This window comes from Xenorhabdus sp. PB61.4 (genome assembly GCF_963894935.1).
Taxonomy (GTDB): domain Bacteria; phylum Pseudomonadota; class Gammaproteobacteria; order Enterobacterales; family Enterobacteriaceae; genus Xenorhabdus; species Xenorhabdus stockiae.
In genome coordinates this window covers 19,774-42,490 of record NZ_CAWQJR010000153.1, presented here as the reverse complement: position 1 = coordinate 42,490, position 22,717 = coordinate 19,774, and the positions used below count along the sequence as shown (strand labels likewise).

At 43.6% G+C, this 22,717-nt stretch carries 25 protein-coding genes and 2 pseudogenes; 5 read left to right on the top strand and 22 right to left on the bottom strand.

What is annotated here, in order from left to right; genetic code table 11:
• Positions 1-96, top strand: a pseudogene (locus AACX68_RS09830) (IS982 family transposase); the annotation flags it as partial.
• Between the two features lie 19 nt (positions 97-115).
• Here AACX68_RS09830 and AACX68_RS09825 read toward each other — a convergent pair.
• The 10 genes and pseudogenes from AACX68_RS09825 to yhfZ all read right to left on the bottom strand — a co-directional run.
• Positions 116-643: pseudogene (locus AACX68_RS09825) on the bottom strand (nucleotidyl transferase AbiEii/AbiGii toxin family protein); the annotation flags it as partial.
• Entirely contained in the window at positions 633-1,169 is a 537-nt protein-coding gene (gene abiEi, locus AACX68_RS09820; protein WP_228858981.1) for a type IV toxin-antitoxin system AbiEi family antitoxin, read from the bottom strand. The pseudogene AACX68_RS09825 and the gene abiEi, both read right to left, overlap by 11 nt.
• A 124-nt stretch (positions 1,170-1,293) precedes the next feature.
• Positions 1,294-2,682 carry a pyridoxal phosphate-dependent decarboxylase family protein gene (locus AACX68_RS09815; RefSeq protein ID WP_228858980.1) on the bottom strand — a complete coding sequence of 463 codons (1,389 nt, stop codon included), beginning with the start codon at positions 2,680-2,682 and terminating at the stop codon, positions 1,294-1,296.
• Between the two features lie 135 nt (positions 2,683-2,817).
• Positions 2,818-3,912 (bottom strand): aminotransferase class V-fold PLP-dependent enzyme, encoded by a 1,095-nt coding sequence (locus AACX68_RS09810; protein ID WP_228858979.1) that lies wholly within the window; start codon positions 3,910-3,912, stop codon positions 2,818-2,820.
• An 18-nt stretch (positions 3,913-3,930) separates the two neighbouring features.
• On the bottom strand, positions 3,931-5,301 hold the full coding sequence (locus AACX68_RS09805) for a YhfT family protein (RefSeq protein WP_228858978.1): 1,371 nt from the start codon (positions 5,299-5,301) through the stop codon (positions 3,931-3,933).
• A gap of 10 nt (positions 5,302-5,311) precedes the next feature.
• Positions 5,312-5,674, bottom strand: coding sequence for a DUF2620 domain-containing protein (locus AACX68_RS09800; protein ID WP_228858977.1), 363 nt, complete (start codon positions 5,672-5,674; stop codon positions 5,312-5,314).
• Positions 5,675-5,719: 45 nt separating this feature from the next.
• Positions 5,720-6,670 carry a phosphotriesterase-related protein gene (locus AACX68_RS09795; RefSeq protein ID WP_228858976.1) on the bottom strand — a complete coding sequence of 317 codons (951 nt, stop codon included), beginning with the start codon at positions 6,668-6,670 and terminating at the stop codon, positions 5,720-5,722.
• A gap of 151 nt (positions 6,671-6,821) precedes the next feature.
• Positions 6,822-7,994: a YhfX family PLP-dependent enzyme gene (locus tag AACX68_RS09790; RefSeq protein WP_228858975.1), complete on the bottom strand. Its 1,173-nt coding sequence runs from the start codon at positions 7,992-7,994 to the stop codon at positions 6,822-6,824.
• A gap of 102 nt (positions 7,995-8,096) precedes the next feature.
• Positions 8,097-8,459, bottom strand: a complete 363-nt coding sequence (locus AACX68_RS09785) for a PRD domain-containing protein (protein WP_099120379.1) — start codon at positions 8,457-8,459, stop codon at positions 8,097-8,099.
• 86 nt (positions 8,460-8,545) lie between these two features.
• Positions 8,546-9,454: a GntR family transcriptional regulator YhfZ gene (gene yhfZ, locus AACX68_RS09780; RefSeq protein WP_099120378.1), complete on the bottom strand. Its 909-nt coding sequence runs from the start codon at positions 9,452-9,454 to the stop codon at positions 8,546-8,548.
• A gap of 464 nt (positions 9,455-9,918) precedes the next feature.
• On the opposite strand from yhfZ, the gene AACX68_RS09775 reads away from it, so the two are divergent.
• From AACX68_RS09775 to AACX68_RS09765, 3 genes are all read left to right on the top strand, one after another.
• A complete protein-coding gene (locus AACX68_RS09775; protein ID WP_228858974.1) occupies positions 9,919-10,833 on the top strand; it encodes an alpha/beta fold hydrolase in 915 nt (304 codons plus the stop codon).
• A 27-nt stretch (positions 10,834-10,860) separates the two neighbouring features.
• Positions 10,861-11,802: a hypothetical protein gene (locus tag AACX68_RS09770; RefSeq protein ID WP_228858973.1), complete on the top strand. Its 942-nt coding sequence runs from the start codon at positions 10,861-10,863 to the stop codon at positions 11,800-11,802.
• Between the two features lie 220 nt (positions 11,803-12,022).
• Positions 12,023-13,069, top strand: a complete 1,047-nt coding sequence (locus AACX68_RS09765) for a hypothetical protein (protein WP_228858972.1) — start codon at positions 12,023-12,025, stop codon at positions 13,067-13,069.
• A 123-nt stretch (positions 13,070-13,192) separates the two neighbouring features.
• Here AACX68_RS09765 and AACX68_RS09760 read toward each other — a convergent pair whose 3' ends face one another.
• The 8 genes from AACX68_RS09760 to gntX form a co-directional block, all read right to left on the bottom strand.
• Positions 13,193-13,708, bottom strand: coding sequence for a GNAT family N-acetyltransferase (locus AACX68_RS09760; RefSeq protein WP_228858971.1), 516 nt, complete (start codon positions 13,706-13,708; stop codon positions 13,193-13,195).
• Positions 13,709-13,718: 10 nt separating this feature from the next.
• Positions 13,719-14,276, bottom strand: coding sequence for an RBBP9/YdeN family alpha/beta hydrolase (locus AACX68_RS09755; RefSeq protein ID WP_228858970.1), 558 nt, complete (start codon positions 14,274-14,276; stop codon positions 13,719-13,721).
• 245 nt (positions 14,277-14,521) lie between these two features.
• Positions 14,522-16,027 carry a glycerol-3-phosphate dehydrogenase gene (gene glpD / locus AACX68_RS09750; RefSeq protein WP_228858969.1) on the bottom strand — a complete coding sequence of 502 codons (1,506 nt, stop codon included), beginning with the start codon at positions 16,025-16,027 and terminating at the stop codon, positions 14,522-14,524.
• A 341-nt stretch (positions 16,028-16,368) separates the two neighbouring features.
• Complete coding sequence (locus AACX68_RS09745) at positions 16,369-17,127, bottom strand: DeoR/GlpR family transcriptional regulator (RefSeq protein WP_228858968.1); 759 nt, start codon at positions 17,125-17,127, stop codon at positions 16,369-16,371.
• 56 nt (positions 17,128-17,183) lie between these two features.
• Positions 17,184-18,020: a rhomboid family intramembrane serine protease GlpG gene (gene glpG, locus AACX68_RS09740; protein WP_228858967.1), complete on the bottom strand. Its 837-nt coding sequence runs from the start codon at positions 18,018-18,020 to the stop codon at positions 17,184-17,186.
• Between the two features lie 171 nt (positions 18,021-18,191).
• Positions 18,192-18,515: a thiosulfate sulfurtransferase GlpE gene (gene glpE, locus AACX68_RS09735; protein WP_099120372.1), complete on the bottom strand. Its 324-nt coding sequence runs from the start codon at positions 18,513-18,515 to the stop codon at positions 18,192-18,194.
• A 143-nt stretch (positions 18,516-18,658) separates the two neighbouring features.
• Positions 18,659-19,234, bottom strand: coding sequence for a Fe-S biogenesis protein NfuA (gene nfuA, locus AACX68_RS09730; RefSeq protein WP_086954736.1), 576 nt, complete (start codon positions 19,232-19,234; stop codon positions 18,659-18,661).
• 59 nt (positions 19,235-19,293) lie between these two features.
• Positions 19,294-19,992, bottom strand: a complete 699-nt coding sequence (gene gntX, locus AACX68_RS09725) for a DNA utilization protein GntX (RefSeq protein ID WP_370630286.1) — start codon at positions 19,990-19,992, stop codon at positions 19,294-19,296.
• Between the two features lie 52 nt (positions 19,993-20,044).
• On the opposite strand from gntX, the gene bioH reads away from it, so the two are divergent.
• Positions 20,045-20,827 (top strand): pimeloyl-ACP methyl ester esterase BioH, encoded by a 783-nt coding sequence (gene bioH, locus AACX68_RS09720; RefSeq protein ID WP_228858966.1) that lies wholly within the window; start codon positions 20,045-20,047, stop codon positions 20,825-20,827.
• A 55-nt stretch (positions 20,828-20,882) separates the two neighbouring features.
• Here the strand turns inward: bioH and AACX68_RS09715 are convergent, their stop codons facing one another.
• From AACX68_RS09715 to AACX68_RS09700, 4 genes are all read right to left on the bottom strand, one after another.
• Positions 20,883-21,326, bottom strand: a complete 444-nt coding sequence (locus AACX68_RS09715) for an OsmC family protein (RefSeq protein ID WP_228858965.1) — start codon at positions 21,324-21,326, stop codon at positions 20,883-20,885.
• A gap of 114 nt (positions 21,327-21,440) precedes the next feature.
• Positions 21,441-21,902, bottom strand: a complete 462-nt coding sequence (locus AACX68_RS09710) for an RES family NAD+ phosphorylase (protein WP_228858964.1) — start codon at positions 21,900-21,902, stop codon at positions 21,441-21,443.
• Complete coding sequence (gene parS, locus AACX68_RS09705; RefSeq protein ID WP_099120368.1) at positions 21,899-22,345, bottom strand: type II RES/Xre toxin-antitoxin system antitoxin; 447 nt, start codon at positions 22,343-22,345, stop codon at positions 21,899-21,901. Before parS ends, AACX68_RS09710 begins: the two co-directional genes overlap by 4 nt.
• 123 nt (positions 22,346-22,468) lie before the next feature.
• A complete protein-coding gene (locus AACX68_RS09700) occupies positions 22,469-22,711 on the bottom strand; it encodes a FeoC-like transcriptional regulator (protein WP_228858963.1) in 243 nt (80 codons plus the stop codon).
• Positions 22,712-22,717: the final 6 nt, after the last annotated feature.

The window sequence follows — 22,717 nt, the reverse complement described above, 5'->3', positions numbered from 1 at the left end:
ACGATTTTAACGGGATTGGTTGCTTACTGCCTTAAAGAGAAAAAGCCATCACTGAAAATTTTCTACTCAGAAGAAGATATTTCAGCAATAGCTTAAGCGGAATTGGGGTTACATGTATCAATGTGTCATTGTAACCATCGGGCAGAGAAGGGTAGTTGTTACGTAATGGCAAAATATTTCGGGTGTAAGCAGGAATATTGGCAACTTCAATCTTAATGCGTTGTTTGGGTAAGTCTTTTCTGCCGGGAGATGTAATGATAGAAATCTGCCACTTATTGATTTTCAGTTCAGAATACTCGGGCTGTTGCTTCAAGATATCGGGTTCTTTTACCGTTACTTCTAAGCCATATCGTTTTCCAATGTAATCTTCAATACACTGTTTCATGTCCTTTAATTGACTGGATGAGAAATCTTTTCCACCAGCAAAGTCCAAGTCTTCACTAAAGCGGCTGCCTCCATAGCAGAGTCGTAAGGATGTCCCTCCCTGAAAAACAAGCTCATCCAGTAACCCGCCCTGCTCAAGACAAAATAAGATGTCATAGTGAAGAAGTTCTTTTTCGACAACAGGTCTCATGTGTGTCACCTGGTCATTTTGCATTGCGATGTTAACCAGCTGTGAGAAATCAGTACGATTAATCTTCATTGATAACCTCCTTCTCAACTAAATGAATGTTTCTGCCGACTCGTTTTAGATCCCGGTAAGCTGTTTGTTTACTGGCCAGACGGAGTGGCCTGCCAATTTCTTTAATGTTGTTAATAATATCGGGTACGGATCTTTTAGTGTGTGTAAATTCAATAGTGCCGAAAGGTGTTCTATAAGTCCCTTCACGGCCAGTTGTCATTATAGTCAGCCGATCAATCGGGATTTGGGAAATAGCACCGTATTGAGATAATGCAGATTCTAGGCTGACATAGCTGTACTCACCTCGCCTCATTGCTCTGGCGATTAATTCCAGCGTGTCCAGCCCATTATGTTGTGACAGTGCGAATACATAAATGCCTTTACAGGCTCGTAATAACACCCCGTGCTTCACGAGGCGATTCAGACCGGCTTCAAAGGCTCTTTTACTATCTTCTGAAAAAACTTTAGCGAGATCTTTAGTGGTAAAGACATAGCGACCTTGCTGATCAAATTTATTCAGATATTGAATAGCAGTCATGTGATTCATGGTATTAAGTCTACACTTATATCACGTTTAAATGAGGTTTATGTATACATAATATACTTAATTAAGTATACACAAATATCATATATATGTGTTCTTTGTGTATACTTGATAGCGGTATTCTTATTTATTTGATGTCTTTATTTGCCTCATCAATCGCTACTGCGATTGCTTTCAGGCTACGCTGAATATCGGCTTCTGTGGTTGCCCACGAACTGACACTGAGCCTTATGGCTTCCTGACCCTGCCATGTCGTCTGCCCGAACCAGCATTCACCGGATTGCTGAACCAGTTGCAGCATCCTGCGCTGCAAAGTGATATCCGGCAGACAGGCCACTACCTGATTTAGAACAACGTCGTTAAGAATAGTGAAACCCAGTGATTTAAGACCATCAGCCAGCATTTCAGCATACAGACAGCAGCGATCAATTAATGCTTCAATCCCTTGAACACCCAGTTCAGAAATAGCCGCCCACACTTCGACGGCTCTGGCTTTACGGGAAAATTCCGGCAGCATGTCTTTTGCCTGCCATACTTCCTGAGTCTCAACATAGGCGGCAGAGGTTGTCATGACATCTCTCAGTGCCTGTTTGTTGCTTACAATACACATGCCACAGTCATAGGGGGTGTTCAGCCATTTATGGGCATCTACCGCCCATGAGTCTGCGCCTTCAACACCTCCGGCTAACTCAGATTTTTCTTTTGATGCCCGTGCCCAGAGACCAAAGGCACCATCGACATGCACCCAACAGCCTGCTTTTTTAGCCTGTGGAATCAGGGACTGGAAAGGATCAGAACTGCCAGAGTTCACATTACCAGCCTGTAATACCAGAATCATGTTATCTGAAAGTTCAGGAACAGCGCTGGCAATGATGCGTCCCTGATTATCACAGGGTACAAAAATGAACTGTGAGCGACCGAAACCGAGTAACCTCAGTGCCTTTAAAACAGAAACATGGGTTTCTTCGGACAGAACAACTTTCAACGGTGGTGCATTATGCAAACCCTGTTCTGCCAGATCATAGCCCTGCTTTTGGAACAGATACTGGCGCGCAGCACCTAATGCACTGACATGTGCCATCGTGGTGCCGGAGACGAAACCAACGAATGCATCTGAGGGTAAATTCAAAAGCTCCAATACCCAGCGTCCGGCAATTTTTTCTAATTGATGAGCAACGGGAGAGGAGGACTCCATCAGCGCTATTTGATCCCAGGCACTGGAGACAATATTGGCCCCCATTGCTGCGGGAGTTGAGCCGCCGACAACCAGCCCGAAATAGCGCCCGCCCGTGCTGGCAACTGTGGCCGGTGAGCCGTATTTGTGAAGCTGTGCCAGCACTTCCTGACAATCAGTGCCATTCTGAGGTAGTGGCCTGTCAAAATTTTGCAGACCCAGTAAGGCATCAGAATCGGGATAGACACGCTGGTTTCGAATTTCACTGACATATTGGTATGCGATGTCGCTGGCTGTTTTAACCGTGGCAAGAGAGGCTTCCTGAATCTGCTCTTCCATCATAATATTTTCCCTGTTTATTATCATTTATGTAATTTATTCAATTGGATAGCTATCATTGATTCTATGGGAAGAGTGATGGCTGATCCAGAAGGGAAAATATTTGATGGCTGGCTGCTAGTCCTGATTAGCAGAATATCAGCCGGATGTCTGTTTCCGACAACTTGCCTGCAAGATACGTATGATGGTTTCGGCTCCGCTACGATTGGGATTGATGCGGATCATACGTTTCTCCAGCGTGGGATCGGTCTGGCGGAATGTGCCGGAAATTCGGTAAAAGAGGGGCGGAATTTCAAATTTTGACTCTGCCCCAACGGGATAAGGTAATGCGCCCAATGTATGCGCAGTGTTCAGTACCGCATCCGCAATGGGTTCATGAAATTCGACTAACACTACTTTGGACTGGGCATTGGCAATAATAGCCTGTTTTACCTGGGGTATTTCCCCCTGATTCAGCCGGAACACTAATTCTTCATTTACTTCAGACTGTACTGCGTGCATGACCGGTGCAAATACCAGCCCACGTAATGCTTCCATCGCCTGATAGCCCTGAATCTGACAACCGCCGGAGTACATGTTTTGATGCAGTTTATCGATGATTGTCTGCTTACCGATAACTAAGCCTACTCCCTGTGGCCCAAGTAATTTAAAGCAGGAAAAGGCAGAAAGCGTTGCTCCATATTCACAGCCGATGTGAGGCACTTTCATGGCGGCGTAGTTGTCATCTACCAGTGAAGGAATGTGATGCTTGTTCAGGATAGAAATAATCTCCTTCAAAGAATAACGATCATCAATTTTCTGCCGTGTATGCTGGATAAGACAAGCTGTAGGCTTATGCTGTTGAATGGCAGTTTCAAGCTGTTTTGTGCAGTTGAAATCTGCATAAACGACATTAAGACCCATTTGTTCAATCGATGTTTTAGTCGTGGGATAAATCGGTGCGTCGTGGACAAGTAATGTCTCGCAAGGACGAAGCATTGCTCCCAGCCCGGACCGCAAGGCGCCTGTTCCAGCACCATTCACAAAAGCTGCGGCTTCTGCATTAAAATATTCGGCGAGAACAGATTCAATACGGTACGTCATTCTGGGTTGCTGGAGATCCGGGACTAAACCCAGATCTCCCTGTGAGAGAAAATCCGCGCCGGGAAAGTGACGACAGATGATATCCACCAGCTTAAACTGCTGCTTCTGGGCCTGTGCCATCGTCATGCTTTGTAACGGCGCGGTTTTCATTCTCTCACTTTGTTCCTGTTAATTTATTCCGACTAAATAGAGTACGTTAGCAAGAATACCTACGGCAATGGTTGCGATCGGGCCGATTGCCATTTCAACCAAAGGACGTTTAGATGTGCGGTTAAGCAGATAAATCCCCGCAACAATCATAAAGCCCATACCCGGCAGAATGGCGTTGGAAGCGATCATACCACCAACCAACAGGGCGACTTCGAGCATTTTGGTGATCGCGGTACGAATATGGCCGCTACACGCTTTGACGCCGGGATATTTATCCAGCCAGATAGCAATTTTTGCCAGTAGCTGGATCTCAATAAACATCGTTAGGCCACCGGCGACAAAAGCCAGCCACGGATTGCTGGTTGCCAGACCTGCCACAAACACGAATTTCATTCCGTTGGGGCTGTAGACACCAGTAGCGATTGCCGTTGTACCGACCAGCGGGACAAACCCGATGGCACGTGCCAGCGCCACCAGCAGGGCACTAGTCTGCTCATCCTGCGCCATTAATTGCAGGGATACCGGCCCTTCTGCCAGCAGGCTGAAAGACATGGTCGCTGCACTTGCAGTCAGGCCACCACATAGGATTAGTAGCCATTTATTTTTCTGAATACGTTCGATGCGGGTTGAGAACAGCCCGACTAACATTTCATTGGCACCTTTTGGTGCTGCGGAGGATTGATTTGCGGATGGGGCATTATTCGGACGTTCACGCATGGCGAAGTAGAACATGGCAATCATCGAAAGCAACAAAGCCGCACCATTCGGATCGACACTGACCGGCTTTTCGATTAGCCCCCCAAAACTGAGCGGGCCAGCGGCTTTGGTCGCTACATAGCCGGCTAAAGCGGTGAGCATGACTAAAAGCCCTTTGCGGTAGCCATATTGATAGCCGACGACCATCGCAGGGAACAGAGCAAAGCAGGCGACAATCGGATCACCGACTTTTTTCAGGTCATCGGTGAAATTAACCGGCAGCATCGCAAACAGTTCAACGACGGAACGTAATCCGGCCAGTAAGGCAATGGCGTATAAAGCTCCAATGATACCTGAAGCCACGAATCCTCTTCGGCTGTTGGCACACCAGATACCAATCATATCGGTACCGAGCAACAGGCTGTGAACCAGCACGATGGGGGCTGTCAGCGAGAAGGGAATACCAAACCCGACGACCAGACCGATGCTCAGGGCAAAACTTGTTGCTGCCAGCGCCTTACGGCTCATTCGTCCTTCCAGATATTCAGGGAGCAGCGGACGCAGGCCATCATGGAAAACGGCGATACCACGGTTTGCCATCATGGCGGCAATCGCACCAATGGAAGCCAGTAATCCCGCTTTAAAAGGATCGACTTCCATTAGTCTCATCAGGAACTCATGAAAATGTTGCATGACAGGCTCCTTATTGAGAAATGATCGTGTTAATGATCACCGGAAGAACAATGTCGATATCCTGCCCCGTAAAGCCAAAGGCTTTTTTGCCTGCTTTGACATGAGCAATAATCTCATCGTCGGATAAAATTTTTCCCGGCATACCAATGGTGGCACAGAGATCCAGACCGATAAGGGCAATCGCGATAGCTAGCGCGCCGCCACCGCCTGTATTACAGGCACCAAAATAATAATCGGCATCGCCATTTTTAATCGCCATAGAGGCTTCAATGTCATTCATAATGACGACGGAGGCGGCTTTGTCTCCGGCCAGTTGCCGGATACATTCGGCAATTTTTTCTTTTTCTATTTGTCCACCAACGACAAATTTCATGTTGTTATCCCTCTCTTTCTTATTTTCTGTCGAATTATTGCTTAGTTATTTGGAATAGCGGTGCCGGAAGAATTGGGCAGGGTTATCGCGTAACATTCGGTCTATCTGTGTTTGGGTAAAGCCGGCAGTCAGCAACATCGGAACGAATACCGTGAGTAAGTAATCGAAACCAATTCCTCCGTTGCTTTTCAGGTGAGAACGGCGGGTTATATCCTGAGAGAGCATGACTCTGTCGAGTAGCCCGCGTCTGGCAAGCGCCTGTAACATCGCAATGCGTCCGCTGTCAGGATAGTAATTGTTTTTACCAATGGTATCGAATTGTACCCAGGCACCTTCTTCAAGCAGGGGAATAATCGTGTCCAGATTGTCTTTCAGATCACAATGACCAATCGCCACAGATTCAGGAGAAACACCAAACCCCTTGAGGAGCGCCAGTTGTTCACGTCCCATTGTACTTAAGGTGGTGTGGGTGGATATGGGGCACCCGGTAGCATGATGTGCGAGAGCGGCTGCGGCAAAGACTTTTTGTTCATCTTCGGTAATTACCTCAAGACTGGAGCCAATTTCGGCAATAATACCGGCTTTTAACTCCGTACCGTCAATGCCTGTTTCAATTTCAGTAATCATCTCTTCAGCAATGTCCTGAATGCTTAATGTACTGAAATGAGCGGGGAAGAATGGCCGTTTGTAATAGCCTGTCGAGGCAATGATATTGATGTGGGTATCACGTACCAGATTCAGTAAAAAGGAGGCATTGCGCCCCATGTAACGGTTGGTCACCTCCACAATATTGCGCAGACCAAGCGCATGCAGATGGCGAAGTTCATCAACAATCAGTTCATACTGATCCAGACGACAGTCAAGGGTGCCTTTGGCTTCGGACAGATCAATATGCAAGTGCTCATGAACATAGGTGTAACCTGATGTATCAATCTTGGGTGGGGAATACAGAGCGGAATGTATGGGTGTATTCCTGAGATTTTTCTGGCATTCCATAACTATTCCATAAATAAAGCATAACTATTCCGTAAAAATTATTTCCGTAAATAAATAGTCGCGCAGCATCATGCGGTAAATTGACTAGAGCGAAAATAACATTATTTGAGGGAAAGTTAATATTAAATGTAATACCTATGTTGAGTAATTATTAAGAGTAACCGTTGTTTTTCCAGTTGCCCTGACTGTCATAAATGCCTTCAAGCTTTGGATTTCCTGACTGAATACCTGAAATCAGGGCGACATCACTGCGGGTGACGAAAATCTGAGTCCGGAAGCACATGATCACCGGGCTACCAATAGGATGTAATCCATACAGAGATAAGTGGTAATCAATACAGGGTTCACCTAACCGTAATATCCGTGCTGTTTTGTATGAACTGTTGTGTTCTGGAAAAACCAGTGCATGCTTCATATGGCTGCGTTGGTAGTAGCCTCCACCATAACAATAACTTTTGTCCTCATAGTGATGGGATATTTCCGTGACATAAGCCATCGCGATCTGTTCAGGCTCCCGGCCAATACTATTTGCAGGGATTGTTCCCGTCAGGGCATGACCCGGTTCTAAATGAGTCGCACCATATTTTGATAACAGGGGAATGGTGCTGCAGCTGGTTGCTGAGGGGGCATTGATTTGAGTGAGGGAAATGCCGCGTTGCCTGAGTTTGTTTCGTGCTCTGATCAGCGTCTGCAAATTAACAGTTGGTAACGTGGTCTGATACTGGGCATGCCATGCCAGACAGGGAAAATGAGTCAGACCGCATAGTTTAATACCCGGCATCTGTTTTAAAGCATCAATAGCTGAATCTAGCTCTTCAAAGAGGAAACCCGATTCCTGACAGGTAAAAGCCATATCGCGTTTAGCAAAGACTTTCAGCATGATGGGCTGAATACGTCCCAGCTTTTCAGCTGCATCTGATATGGCCTGAGCTTTCTCCAGCGAAAATACAGTGATAATTTTGGGCTCACACCGGAGCATGGTTTCTATCAGATGAGCGGGTGTCTGTACTAAGTGGCCAATGTGACATAGCGGTATACCGTGTTGACTCAGGCTGTAGGCTTCTTTGAAATCCACCGCAACCACACCGGGATAGCCAAGTTCAATCAGTTTTTTGGTCAGCCACGGATTACGGCCAAACTGTTTGGTCATCAGGTAGAGTTCGATACCATATTGCTCTGCTGTTTGCAGTAAATGCTGACCATTCTTTAATACCTGATCGACATCAATGACGTAAGTATCTGGTAGAATCGTACCCTGCTGCCAAAGGTTTTTTGCTACTTCTATTAATTTAGGATTCTGTTTTTTTAACGCATTAATAAACATAGGTTTCTCTTTGTAGCTGCAAAGCAGTACGTGTGTGCGAAAAATAAAAACACTTGAAGTTTCTTAATCTTCATTTTTTTGAATATTTATGATGTGTAAAAATCAGTAACTTGTTGTTGCAAGTATTAAACCATATAAATTTATTAACAGATAGCCTTCCTCATTGGGGTGTAGGGTAAGTGTAAATTTTTCCAACAGGGAATGATGAATTTTGAGTAACTGTGAATAATTCCCGGATTGTTTTATTTTATCCAGAATGTCTTTTTCTATAGGAGAAACAATTTCCCCACGACGTGATCGCATAAAAGCACTTGCCATGTGAGTAAGCGCCATTTCACCTTGTGGATGGCGGACTGGGATTAACCAGAACTCCTCCAGAATATGCACGACATCAAGCATATTATCGTAGATATCCTGATCGATGACACCACCTTGCAACAGGATAGTTAGCCGTTGTTCTACCATCGCTTTTTGTTACACGTCAGATTTCATTGATTATGTTTGGTCTGAGTCTGTTTTTGGCTGAGACCTTACTTGGGGCTAATTAAGGTTCAGTAAATGGGTTCGATTATGCCTGATACCACGTTTTGCTGATGGGTTAGTAGTGCTTCTCTGTCAACCATGGTATGCAAGAGTTGCTGGATAGGGATATTATCCTTGCGGGCAAGGATAACCGCTTCGGAGGCTTTGATAAAACACTCACCGTCATCGGGAAGTTGGGTCATCAGGCCTTGTGCAATCAGCTCGTGGCCTTGTCCAACGTTCCAGATAGCCGCATCAATGTGGCCTTTCATGATTTGATTCAGACATTCATGGTAAGAGACCTCGACCAGTTCGATTTCTTTTCCTGCAAAATACTGCTTTGTCATTATTTTCTGGTCAGCTGAGGTGCTGTCTAACCCTACGCGGCGGATAGTTTCCATCTCCCCCTGACGAAAGATTAACCGATGTCTGTCTGTGTAACTTTGGGTCCCTAGTGATAGCGCAATATATATATCTTTATTATCTGGATGCTGCTCTGCGGCGAGTCTTGATGTTACTGCTAAGTCATAGACGCCATTCAGTAAGCACTCAATGCGGATATCTGAGCCACGCATATGTGCAAAGTAAAAAGGAACACCTGCACACAATGCTTTTAAACCACTGGCCAGACCCTCATAGGCGCGGGTATAGGGAAGGGGCATTGCGCAGACTACATTGCCGATATCGGCATATTCCAATAGTAATTTATGGTTAATCTGCGAGAGAAAGCTGCCATTCCTACCACGACGCTTAATTCCAACCGCCTGCGATTGCTCGAGAGATTTTAATGCTGCCTGCATTAAACCCACGGACAACCCACACTCTTTTGCCAGTAACTCTATGGTTTTCAGGCGATTGCCACATTGTTCTGAGAGGAGATAACGAGCCAGAAATGATTGCGCAATCCCCTCTTTTTTAATGAATGTTTGACTCATCATTACAAGTTTTTATCCATTCTTATTTATCTTCATAAATTTGAACATAAACCGCAACCAGCGAATTAAAGAAAAGGGAGTAATATCACAATTACAGAATAAATGAAAATTTAATAAATAATAAAAACTAATATTATCAATATTTTGAAGATATATTATTATTTTGGTCTGAAGATATAAAAATAATCATCATGGGAGAATATAGGGAAATAGCCTGATTCCTACCCTTATGTCTGCTGTATTTTTCTGTCTGTATGGTGATTTTTGCTACACTATTTGTCACAGTATGAAACAATTTGATGGTATTTTGTTCTTTACCTCAATATAGAGTCATCAACTAAACAGTTTTCTCTTTTTTTATTTCATTACTATTAAATTTTATTCTATCCTGCGGCAATAAAAGACAGGGGTAGTATATTTATCAGGCCAATTATTTTTTTCATTGATATATCATGAGGTTATTTCTTATGAAAGTTATAGCAAATGATGTCCCAATTGAAATAGAAGATAGTGGTGAAGGGGCCAATGATGAGAAGCGACCGGTTGTGTTGCTTATCATGGGTCTGGGAATGCAGCTTATTGACTGGCCAGATGACATAGTAAATCTGTTAGTTGCGGCAGGGTTTCGGGTAATTCGGCATGATAATCGTGATGCGGGGCTGAGCCAGAAATTTGATCATATCCCACAGCGCTCTTTATTGTGGCAGAAAATCCGGTTTCATCTGGGGCTGCCTGTTCGTGCTTCTTATAGTATGCAGGACATGGCTGATGATGCTCTGGGGGTGCTTGATGCGCTGAATATCCCTCAGGCTCATATTATCGGCGCTTCCATGGGAGGGATGATTGCCCAGAGACTGGTGGCAACTTACCCTGAGCGGGCAAAAAGTCTGGTGAGCATCATGAGTTCGAGTGGTGCTAAGGGTCTTCCCTTGCCAAAGCCGGAGGTAATGGCAGCGTTGTTATCCAAACCCGTCGATACCAGCATGGAAGAACTGGTTGCTCACCAACTGAAAATAATCCGGCTTATCGTTTCTCCCTCTGAACCACTAAATACAGATGAACAGGCTCAGCATCTGAGAATGGCTTTTCGTCGCGGTGGTTATCATCCCAAAAGTTTCATCCGGCAGATTTTGGCGATAATTGCAGATTCTGACCGGGCTGAGCTTTTGAGCCGGATTAGTTGCCCTGCACTGGTTGTACATGGTGAGGATGATCCCTTAATTCCGATGGCTTGTGGAGAAGATACCGCCAGACGTATTAGCGGGGCTAAGTTCTTACCAGTACAGCAAATGGGACACACTTTTCCACCATCGTTTATGCAGGCTATGACTGAGGAAATTATTCCGTTTTTGCATGAAGCAGGAAGAAACAGCATGAAATAAGTCAAATGAAAATAAGGTAGACACAGTATGAAGTTCTGTATAAAAAGCAAGCGTCAATGCTCAGTAGGGGCTATTCGTCGGGATGATATAGGAGCACCCCTGGAATCACAGGATTTAGATTTTTCTACTTATTACACTCAAAATTGTACTGTTATATCCAGTAATTATATTATGGGGGTACATATTATGTTTATGGGACAACAGGGAGAATCAATTAATGAAAATCATGAAACTTTTTTACGTTTGATTAGTTATGCATTTAATAAAATAGCGCCAAGAGTGAAGTATTTTTCGAAAAAAGTAGAAGAAATAAAAGTTTATCTGGAGGAAAATAGAGGCTCGCTTCAAACACGTTGGCCAAGAATAGAAGATAAGGCACTTAACCAGTCAGTACCGTGGCCTGAAACAGGGCCTTGTTTACATATAAATCAAAATAAGATTAAAAAAGAAAATTCAATAAATAGTGACTCTACTAGGAGAGGATGGTCGAGGAAACCGGTTGATAACCGGACATCTTTTGGAAAATTTGGTCCACTTGGTGTACCAGATATGGTATATGAAAAAATGAAATCATCACATCGGTCTTCCTTTGCTCCTGAATTGTCGGTTAAAGCAGTTGCATCTATTGTCCATGAGATTGGACATATTATTCATGCTCAATGCGATAAATCAGAATCCAATATATTTTGGGAAAGCAAGGGGTCAAATTCTACTAACCCCGGATCAGCGGAGAAAATAAGGAAAAAGCATACAATACATGGCGATATAGCAAGGCAGGTTAGCAGTTATGTTCAGGATAAAAATTCTACAGAGTTTGTTGCGGAGGTTTTCACTGGTTTGATATATGGTGAAAAGTACAGTGATGAAGTTTTGAAACACTATAAATACTATCATGGACCAGAATTAACCGACATTATATTACCATATTTGCCTGACGATTGGCTTCCAATGACACTAAGGAAACTGTAGTCAGAATGGAAATGAGAGTGGCGATGGTATTTTTATAAAATAAAGATAATGAATTTTCATGATTATATTATCCTGATATACAGGATGTTAAGAATTATGTTTGGAAAAATTAGTGCCAATATAAAGGTGCTGGCATACTAATGATAGATATCAGGACGGGTTTCTTTCGTAACGGATAAGTGTTTAACCAGAGTGAGAGATTAATATAGGAGTTAATTATATGAATAAAAATGTAATATTTGTTTATGGAGAAGGTGATGCCCGTCGTGTACTTATATCAGATTTAAGAAAAGAAAAACGGGATGATAATATTTATTTAACAATTGATGCTTTAAATAATGCATTAGGAATTACGCGTCAAGATGGTGAAGAGTTTCCAATGAGATTACAATCGCTTATTAGCCGATCCTCTTATATAACTTCTGATATGTGTAATCCATTATTTTTGCGTGATCCCAATCTGAGAAAATTCCCGAAAATTGCCGAGTACTTGTTGATATCGTGGGTGCATTTTTTATTTAAAAATACGGAGGAATTATCAATCTATCGCAGATTAGATAAACATATTAATTTAGAAAGAAATAGTAATGCAGGAATGAAGCAATGTCTCACTGAAATGTTGAATAAAAATTCTAAATTTAGCTTTAGTAAAGATAACAGACTTTATAATGAACTAAATTTTGATAATGATAAAATGGAATCAATTAGTCGTTTTATGAGCCAGCATAGGGAAGGGAATAGCCAGGGATATAAAAAAAGTGATAGTAATTTATTAAGTAAATTAGCAGAGATAGAGAGGAGTAGAAACAGAAATAATACTGAAGTTGAATATGGTGGTTTAAATTTACACACCAATAATTTGCTTTCGGTATCCCTTCAGACGGGAATGATTAGGAAGTTAGTTAAATTATCGTTGGAGTGGATTAAGATAGAATCTGAAAAACCAGATTCTCCTATTCGTGGATGGATATTTCTCATGGATTATTTGTCTAAAAATAATCGTTTATCTCAGCCAGAAAAAAGAAATAGAATTGATCTGGAAATTAATCGGCCCAAACTTTGGAAAGAACAAAAAACATTTTCAAATGGCTCATTGTATAGCCCTATTACAGATTCAGAATACAGGCATGTTAAGAGAAAATTTCTTGGCGAAACGGGTACTATACAGATAGCTTCATCACGAAAAATTGGGAGTGAGTATGGGACGCAATCTGGTGTTTTTAATATTGAGTATTACCCAAATGATATTTTTAAAAGACAAAAATAATAATTCATCAAGTTAATCATATGTGTTTATATATAATATATCCTTCACCTTTTTATGCTATTTGACTGAAAGTAAGTAAGCTTAGTCAATCAATTTGCAGTTAGAAGGTGAAGGAAGTAATTTTTAGCGAGAAATTTCTTTAATCATAATATGCAGTGTGCTTTGCTGTTTAGGGCTGGTGAATATAATATCTCTGTACCATGTCATGCCATTTTTTTCATAGAATTTTCGCGCCTTCTTGTTACTTTCCAGCACTTCCAGCCAAAGCCATTTTTGACCTTGTTCTTGTCCTAATTTTTCAACATAGTCAAACATCTGTTGACCATAATTTTGCCCGGTCAGGTGTGGCAGCAGATAGAGTTTATGTAAATACAATCCTGTTAATTCACTATCCGGAATAGTTTTATTTACAGCTATTTTTATAAATCCAATAGGACGGTTAGTCTCGGCAATGAACCATTTATGATTCGGGGTATTGAGCGAACTCGCTATGCTTTCTGGTGAACTCTCTTCGGCAATATATTCTTCCAATTCATCTTTATCATTCCATAATTGAGAAAAATGAAAACGATAACTTTCTTCAAGCATTTGGGATAATTGTTGTGGCTCTTTTATTGTGGCTTTCCGAATGGTTAACATAAATCATCTCCTAGTTATAAGGAATTAAATGATTACCAGATATTGTATTTATTAGTTTTTCACCTTCTTGCCATTCCCCATAACCTGCAGCTGTGTGGATATGGCCTGCTCCAGATAAAACAATGAGTTCGGTCTTCCAGGATCTAGCCAAAGAATGAGCTTTTTCTAGCGATAAAAATTCGTCGTTATCGCTGCAAACTAATGTTGTAGGAAAAGGCAGAGGTATCTTTGGTAAAGGGCGTTGAATATGAAGTTCCGGTGGGGCATCAGGGCTATCAATATCAGCAGGAGCAACAAGTAATGCGCCTGTTACTCTGTTACAGCTTTTTTCTTTTGCCCATTGAGTTATGGTGACTGCTCCACAGCTATGCCCAATAAGAAAGATTTCACCGGAGGTTTTTTCAATAGTTTCATGAAGTCGATATAACCACTTTTCTCTGATGGGAGATAGCCAGTTATCTTGCTGGACTCTGATAACATTTTGATATTTTCTTTCCAGATGGGACTGCCAATGGTCTGGCCCGGAATTCGTATACCCCGGTACGATTAAGTAGGTTTTAGTTGCCATTTAATGATGCTATCTCGTGTTGTATTTGGTTTTTTTATATCCTAAGTATGCTACCACAGTGCTAAAAATGTACTATCAAATCACCCAGTAGAATCGAATGAAAATAAAGAAATTTTGATAGAACGTATTGATGATTGATTTCGAAAATTTATGATTTTTTCTGCGGGGATTTGAGCGGAAGGAAATAAAAAAACGGCGATAAAAAATTATCGCCGTTTTTTAAGATACGAGTTTGTCAGATTAAATCAGTTTTGTGATTGTACTGATTTAACATTTTGCGCCAGCCAATCAGCAACGCGCTGTTTCTGCTCATCTGTCAGCCACATACCCAGTTTAGTACGACGCCAGATTGCATCATCCAGCTGAGTAACCCACTCATGTTCGACCAGATAACGCAGTTCAGCTTCATACAGCCCATAACCGAAGAATTCACCCAAATCTGCCAGCTCTTTCGCATCACCCAGAATGATATTGCTGTTGCTGCCGTAAGTGCGGGAATAGCGGCGTGCAATGCCTTCTGGCAACCAGTCATAACGCTGGCGAAGTAAACGGGCATATCCATCACGGTCTTGGCCTTCCAGCTCGCCGCCGGGCAATTTACCATTTTTCGTCCACGCCTGACCGGCGTTTGGATAGTACTGTGCCAGTTTATCCATCGCATGTTCTGCGAGTTTACGGTAAGTTGTCAGTTTGCCGCCGAAAACGGATAGCAACGGAGTCTGGCCCTGCTCATCCTGTACATCCAGTGTATAGTCACGGGTAATGGCTTGTGGTGAATCTGATTCATCATCACACAGCGGACGTACACCGGAGTAAGTCCAAACGACATCAGCACGGTTAAGTTGTTTTTTGAAATGGTCGTTATAAACTTTCAGCAGATAATCGATCTCTTGATCGTCAATTTTAACGTCTTTTGGATCGCCTTTATATTCAACATCCGTTGTGCCGATGATGGAGAATTCATCATTCCACGGGATCACAAACACGATGCGGTTATCTTCGTTTTGCAGGATATAAGCCTGAGGTTCGTCATGAACACGTGGTACAACGATGTGGCTGCCTTTGATAAGGCGAATACCATAAGGTGATTTCAGTTGCAGGCCATTATCAAAGAAATTCTTAACCCACGGGCCAGTTGCGTTAACCAGACCTTTTGCCCGCCATGTTTTGCTCTCACCGGTGACGAGATCTTTAGCTTCTACCATCCAGTGATCATTTTCACGCCACGCACGGGTGACCTGAGTACGGGTACGGACTTCACCGCCATGTTTCTGGACTTCCTGCGCATTCAGGACGACCAGACGTGCATCATCAACCCAGCAGTCAGAGTATTCAAAACCACGGTTAATCGAGGATTTAAGCACTGAATTGGCGCCGAATTTCAGCCCTTTACTGCTCGGTAAACTCACACGTTTGCCCAAGTGATCATAAAGGAACAGGCCAATGCGGATCATCCAGGCCGGACGCAGGTGTGGCTGGTGTGGGAGGCGAAAACGCATTGGGAATGCAATGTGAGGTGCAAGTTTTAATAAGACTTCACGCTCCGCCAGTGCTTCACTGACCAGACGGAACTCGTAGTGCTCCAGATAGCGCAGGCCACCGTGGATCAGCTTAGAACTGGCTGATGAGGTCGCACTGGCTAAGTCCTGACCTTCTAACAGCAGGACTGACAGTCCACGGCCAGCAGCATCAGCCGCAATACCAGCGCCGTTAATTCCGCCGCCAATTACAATCAAGTCTTTGGTTTCCATTGCATACCCTCTGAAATGTTCGAAACAGTTCTTTAATGTTCGTTTTCGCTCAGGGATTGTAATCAAAATTTCATCAATCGCCAACCATTTACCAGAAAAAAACATATTTGCGTGATGCAGATAACAAATCGTTATCATATATATAAGATTAATAAGGAAATTGTGAGAGGCAAATTTGAGTTCACTCGTTATTGCAGGGTTATGAAGGGAAAGGACTGAGATGATGGCTGGGAGTAATTGACCGGGGAAAAAGAATCCGCCTGAAAACAGGCGGATTCTAAATAGAATGTCTTCAATCTGAAGCCAGTTCTAACACGATTCTGGCTTAATATTATTCTGATCTAACACAATTCCAGCTTAACACTATGCTGTTCAATGATTTTTTGCAGGCCGGAAGGTGGTTCTTTATCGGTAAACAGAAAATCAATCAGGTTCATATTACCAAGATTAACCATCGCGCTACGGCCAAATTTCGAATGGTCAGCAACCAGCATGACACAGCGGGAATTCTCAATAATTGCGCGTTTGGTTCGAACTTCATGGTAATCGAACTCTAACAGAGAGCCATCAAAGTCAATGCCACTGATACCGAGAATACCGAAATCGAGGCGGAACTGGGAGATAAAATCCAGAGTGGCTTCGCCAATAATGCCACCATCACGGGAACGGACTTCCCCTCCGGCCAGAATCAGGCGGAAATCTTCCTTTCCCATCAGCAGGGTTGCGACGTTGAGATTATTGGTAACAATACGCAGATCCTGATGATTAAGTAAGGCATGGGCGACTGCTTCGGGTGTAGTACCGATATCAATGAACAGGGTTGCACCATTTGGGATTTGGGTAGCAACCTGCTGGGCAATGCGTGCTTTTTCATCTGACCACATAATCTTGCGGTCATGATAGGCTGTGTTGACAGAGCTGGAAGGTAAAGCTGCACCACCGTGATGACGCTGGATCTTATTTTTGTCGGCCAGTTCGTTCAAATCACGTCGGATTGTTTGTGGGCTGACATCAAAGTGCTCGACCAGTTCTTCAGTGCTGACATAGCCCTGAAGACGTACCAGCTCGATTATTGCATCATGTCGCTGAGTTTGCTTCAAAACATTCCCCTAATTTTACCTAAATTTATTATAATTAACTGATTTTAATTGGAATATTATTGATTCTTTGGTTTGCGTAAATTGTCCCATAACCCCATCAGTAACCCGATAATTAAGCCTGAAAAGTGGGCTGCATTGGCAATGTTAAGAGAAAACATATTGAAATAGCCAACAAATAACCAGATGACTGAAATTGCGATAAGCCCTCTGGGGGCACTGAGTCCTTTTTGGGGTGACATTTCGCCGCTCAGCCAAACATAGCTGATTAAAGCGTAAACTACACCGGAAAGCCCACCAAAATGCGAGCCACTGAACAACGATTGTGCCCAGCCACTGAAAATGGCAGAAACTATTGTGATTTCAACAAGCTTTCCGGTATTAATGTTCCTTTCAACCTGACTGCCGAAATACCACCACAGCACAAGATTGAACAGAATATGCAATAACGAAAAATGTAATAAAGCAGGGCTAAGCCAACGCCATAGTTCCAGATATTGTTCTTTGTTAGGCCATGCCAGCAAGCTCATAACCTCATTAACCCCAGCCAACTGCATCCAAAAGTAGACCAGAATACAGAGAGCAGAAATGGTGATAGTTAATGGGCCGGACTGGCTTTTCAGTGTATTCCAGTTCAGGTTACTTTCGTATTTCAGCGGCGTACTTGTTTTACCTGCCTGCCAGCTGGCAGCCTGATAGCGCTCATTGAGCGGGTCTCGGGAAAACTGATTAAGCTCCTGCTGAACAGCACTTAATTGTTTTTCATCTTCCAGCCACAGTTCAACCACATGTGGTTCATCGGTCTGGCGGATGGTCAGGTGAATGCCCTGTGTCGCCATATAATCAATAAAGGCCTGAGCCAGTCTTGGGTTATGGATTGAAGTTACATGGATCATTGTGCGTATTATTCACCTTAAATTAGGGTTATACCCGTCGTCTTTCGAGTTGCCTCTTTGTTGGCTGCGTTCACTCACCCCAGTCACATAGTTACCTATGCTCCTGGGGTTCATTCCCTTGCCGCCGCGATGCAACTCGAAATCCATAGGGTATAGAGGTACAGATGCCCGTTACTCAGCATGAACGGCATGAGGATAATCTTTTTTCCATACTTCAAAACCGCCATTAACACTGTATACGGTTTCAAAACCGATATTTATCAGATACTGTGCGGCTCCCTGACTGCTATGGCCGTGGTAGCACATCACCATAACCGGCTGATCAAAATCGGCCTCTTGCAGGAGTTGATTGATAGTTTCATTAGTCAGATGAAATGCACCTGTTACATGCCCGGCACGGAAACTCTGTGGATCACGGATATCCACCATCAGAGCACTTTTATCTAGCCAGTTCTGGTAGGCTTGTTCAGGGCTTATTGTTTGAAAATGTTCCATAAACACTCAGTTTTGTTTCTTAAAATTTCGTTTTAAGGTGTCAGTTTCTTAAAAATGTTACTTTATGACTTTATTGCCTTCCCAATGACAGAATTGGGAAGGCATGACTAAAGATATAAAGAACAAAAAATAATGGGTTAAAATCAGTAGTAAGAGTGTTCGCCACGCTGATGTTCTGTCAGGTCTTTAACGCCTTTCAGCTCAGGGAACATCTGTAACAGCTGTTTTTCGATCCCCTCTTTCAGGGTGACATCGACCATCGAACAACCGTTGCATCCACCACCAAATTGCAGGATGGCATAACCTTCATCCGTGATTTCCATCAGGCTGACACGGCCACCATGACCTGCGAGCTGTGGGTTAATCTGTGATTGTAGAGTGTATTCAACGCGCTCAATCAGTGGCGCATCGTCAGCTACCTTGCGCATTTTTGCGTTTGGTGCTTTCAGGGTCAGCTGGGAGCCAAGCTGGTCAGTCACAAAATCGATAACCGCCTCTTCCAGAAAAGGCGCACTGATTTCATCAACATAGGCAGAAAGTTGGTCAAATTTCAATTCGGTGTCAGTGGCTTCAACAGCATCAGGTGGGCAATAAGAAACACCGCATTCTGCTGTCGGCGTTCCTGGATTAATGACAAAAACGCGGATTTGTGTACCGGGTTCTTGATTTGCCAGTAGCTTGGCAAAGTGCGCTTGCGCTGCTTCAGTAATATTAATCATGTCATTTGCTCAATAGTTGACTGTTATAGTTGGTTATAATACGCCCATTCATAAAGGAACTACAAGGTTCGGCATATTGCCCAGGTTTGCACGGAACGGGCACCAGCACGAATTAACAACTGTGTGGCTTCATGCAGAGTGGTTCCCGTGGTGATCACATCATCGAAAATGACAACATGTTGATCGGTAAAATCGCCACGCAATTGAAAGGCATGCTTAAGATTGGTTTTCCTTTGGGCGGCAGATAAGCCCCGTTGTGTGAGTGTAGCACGTGTGCGTTGCAAAAGATTAGGCTGATATTGGCATCGCAACCAGCGTGCTAATGGCCTGATGATAAGCTCAACCTGATCAAACCCCCGTTGCCAGCGTTTCTGACGGTACAGAGGAATACCGAGTATGCAGTCCGGCTTAATCCAGAGTCCTTCACGATAGCCCTGCAACCAGTGCAGAAGAAATATGCGCGCCAGAACTGCGGCGAGCTGGGGGGTACTATGATATTTATAGCGCCGGATAAGCTGACTTAAAGGGGGAGCATAATCAGTAACCGCGATCATTTGTTGCCAGAGTGGCGGCTCCTTCAGGCAGCGGCCACAGGGTAAATCACGAGAACTGGCAGGCAGAGAACAGCGTGGACAAACGTTCGCAAGCCGTTTCAGGTTTTGCCAGCAGATGTGGCATATTCCATGATGAGCGAAATACAAACTTTGATGGCATAGCCAACAGTACCCAACCATTGTTAGCATGGTTTTTGTGAACATCGCTTTCTTCCTTGATAAAAAATTCCTGAGAGTAAATAAGGTGAGAATAACAATGGATAAGTTGTTTTGGCAGACTTTAGGCGAAGCTCCTCGTGATCTTGTGATGCTGCACGGATGGGGGCTGAACGCTGAGGTCTGGCGTTCAGTGGAAACACGATTAGCTTCGCATTTTCGTTTACATTTAGTGGATTTACCGGGATACGGGCGCAGTCAGCCGTATCCGGCTATGACACTGAAAGAGATGGCTGATACGGTATGGCAACAGGCGCCAGAAAATGCCTTATGGCTGGGATGGTCGCTGGGAGGGCTCATTGCCAGCCAGATTGCGTTAGATAATCCTGATAAAGTGGCGGGTTTAATCACAGTAGCCTCATCACCAAAATTCAGTGAAGACGGCGATTGGCCGGGGATCAAGCCTGCGGTTCTGAGTGCATTCAAGCAGCAGTTGAGTGAAGACTTTCAGAAGACGGTTGAGCGTTTTTTAGCATTGCAGACTTTGGGCACAGACAGTGCCCGTCAGGATGCACGTTTACTGAAATCAGTGGTATTGAGCCTGCCGATGCCGACAGTCGAAGTGCTCAATGCCGGGCTGGAAATTCTGCGCACTGATGATTTAAGAAGTGAGCTGGCACAGCTTCAGCTTCCTTTCCTGCGTATCTATGGTTATCTTGATGGTTTGGTACCACGTAAGATTGCTGCCTTGCTTGATAGTGAATGGCCGCACACCCGTTCTGTGACTATGCGTCATGCGGCACATGCGCCTTTTATTTCCCATCCGGATGAATTTGTCGATCTATTGATAGCGTTTGCGGGCAGCGGGAGTGAAGCCGGGTAATTTCAGCTATTGACTACTAATTACCCATAACATGGCTGTTATGGGTAGTTGATATTTATCTGACAGGATAAACTTCGGTGACAATTTCTGGTGTATTGACGATGGTATCGAGTATAGGGCAGTTACTTTCTACAAACTGAATAAAATCGCGGATTTCCTGTTCGGTATTATCTGCTTTTATATGAAATTTTGATGTGATTTTGGAAAAGCCGATTTTGGCGTTTTTATTCTTACCGGTGAAACCGTCGGTATCCAATTCTCCTTCCACATTGACCTGAATATCAATCAGGTTGATTTTATGTTTGCGGGCAAAACTTTTGGCCACAATACACTGACAGGCACCAAAAGCAGAAAGCAGTGCTTCCACAGGGTTCATGGCTTCATCTGTTCCGCCCAGATTTTTGGGTTCATCCACATGAAAGGTAAAACCTCGTGATGAACATTTCATTTTAAGATGACCAGCAGACTCTATTGTTGCAGCAAATAACTCTTTAGGCATTTGAGTATATCCTCAGGTTATTAATCGTTATGACAGAACTGCATATGAAATAATCAGGAAGTGGTTTTTATTCTTTAATCTATCACGATGGTTAAAAGAATTACTGTGCTAATGTTAACGAATTAGACGCTGGTCGAATGTAAACTCTAATTCTTTAACTGATTCAATGGATTTAGAAAATTTAGGGTGATTTGGATTGATAATGATGTTGTTTTCGTAAGGAACGATACAAGAAGGGATGATAAGGGCCGCATTTTCGGCAGCATTTAGCCAGTCACTGCCTATATCCATTGTCGAAGTAGGGGCTGGGTCACTTCTCCAGTCATCGGGGAGATAACGATGATCCAAATAGTCCACATCGGTATCTGCTAATTCAATAGAAAATAGTTGATATTCTTCAAGCAGACTTTCTTTTGTTGTATGAACGTACAATTCTAAAGTGGCAAGTGCGATAGAGCTGGAGGCATAAACTGCCCCATATCCTTTATGATTCCAGCGTCCGCCGAATCTTTTTGCACCATACCCCGTCCATGCTTCATGAGCATGAACGGATTTTACTAATCGGTAAAAAATCATGAAATGACCCCGTGTTCCAGCCGGCCGATGAGATCCATCACTTCAAGGGCACCACTTTCTGTCGAGAGAAGGGAAATAGGAGCTACATGACCTAAACCCTTCACAGGCTCTTTAAGCCAATGGTAGGCAGCTTCTTTATCACCATTGAAGAAAGTGATGGTTGCATCAAAGACGCGGACTAAACGGGCTATACGTTCACTTTCATCAGGTGAAAATGGGTGACCAGAACTTTTACGGCGTGCAACATTACGCTCATTGATACCAGCAATGCGAAGAATATCAGTTTTAGATATCTTTGAGTCTCGGTGAATATTATCCAGCACATCGAGTGGCAATCCGGCTTGTAAGGTTTTGATCAGATCGCTTCCTCGGTTTGCCGGCAGGCCGACAGAGCGCCAGAGCGCTTTATTACCGGTTGTATTACTTGGTACGTAGATTCTCATAAATCATTCCCCAAACAAGACAATTGTCATGTTAGTTATATGACATTTGTCTTGTTTGGGCAAGTTGCTTAAAGATGTTTAGAAGAAAGGAAGAGGGTTTGTTGCTGAATTAAGAAGATATAATCAGCATTTTATCATCGCCAGTTGATACGCTTTAACAGCACATCTCTGTGTTTCCGGGCACTGTTTACAGCTACCACTGAGGCAGGAGGAAATGTCTACTTCCTCCAGTTTACCCATCGTCACCAACTGATTGAGCATGGCTTCTACGATGGGCAGTGGTGCTGAAAACTGATGGCTCAGTGATCTGGCATCGGTGCGCCCATGAAGGGCGACCGTATCGCGGATTTGCAGCAGACTAATCATGGCAAC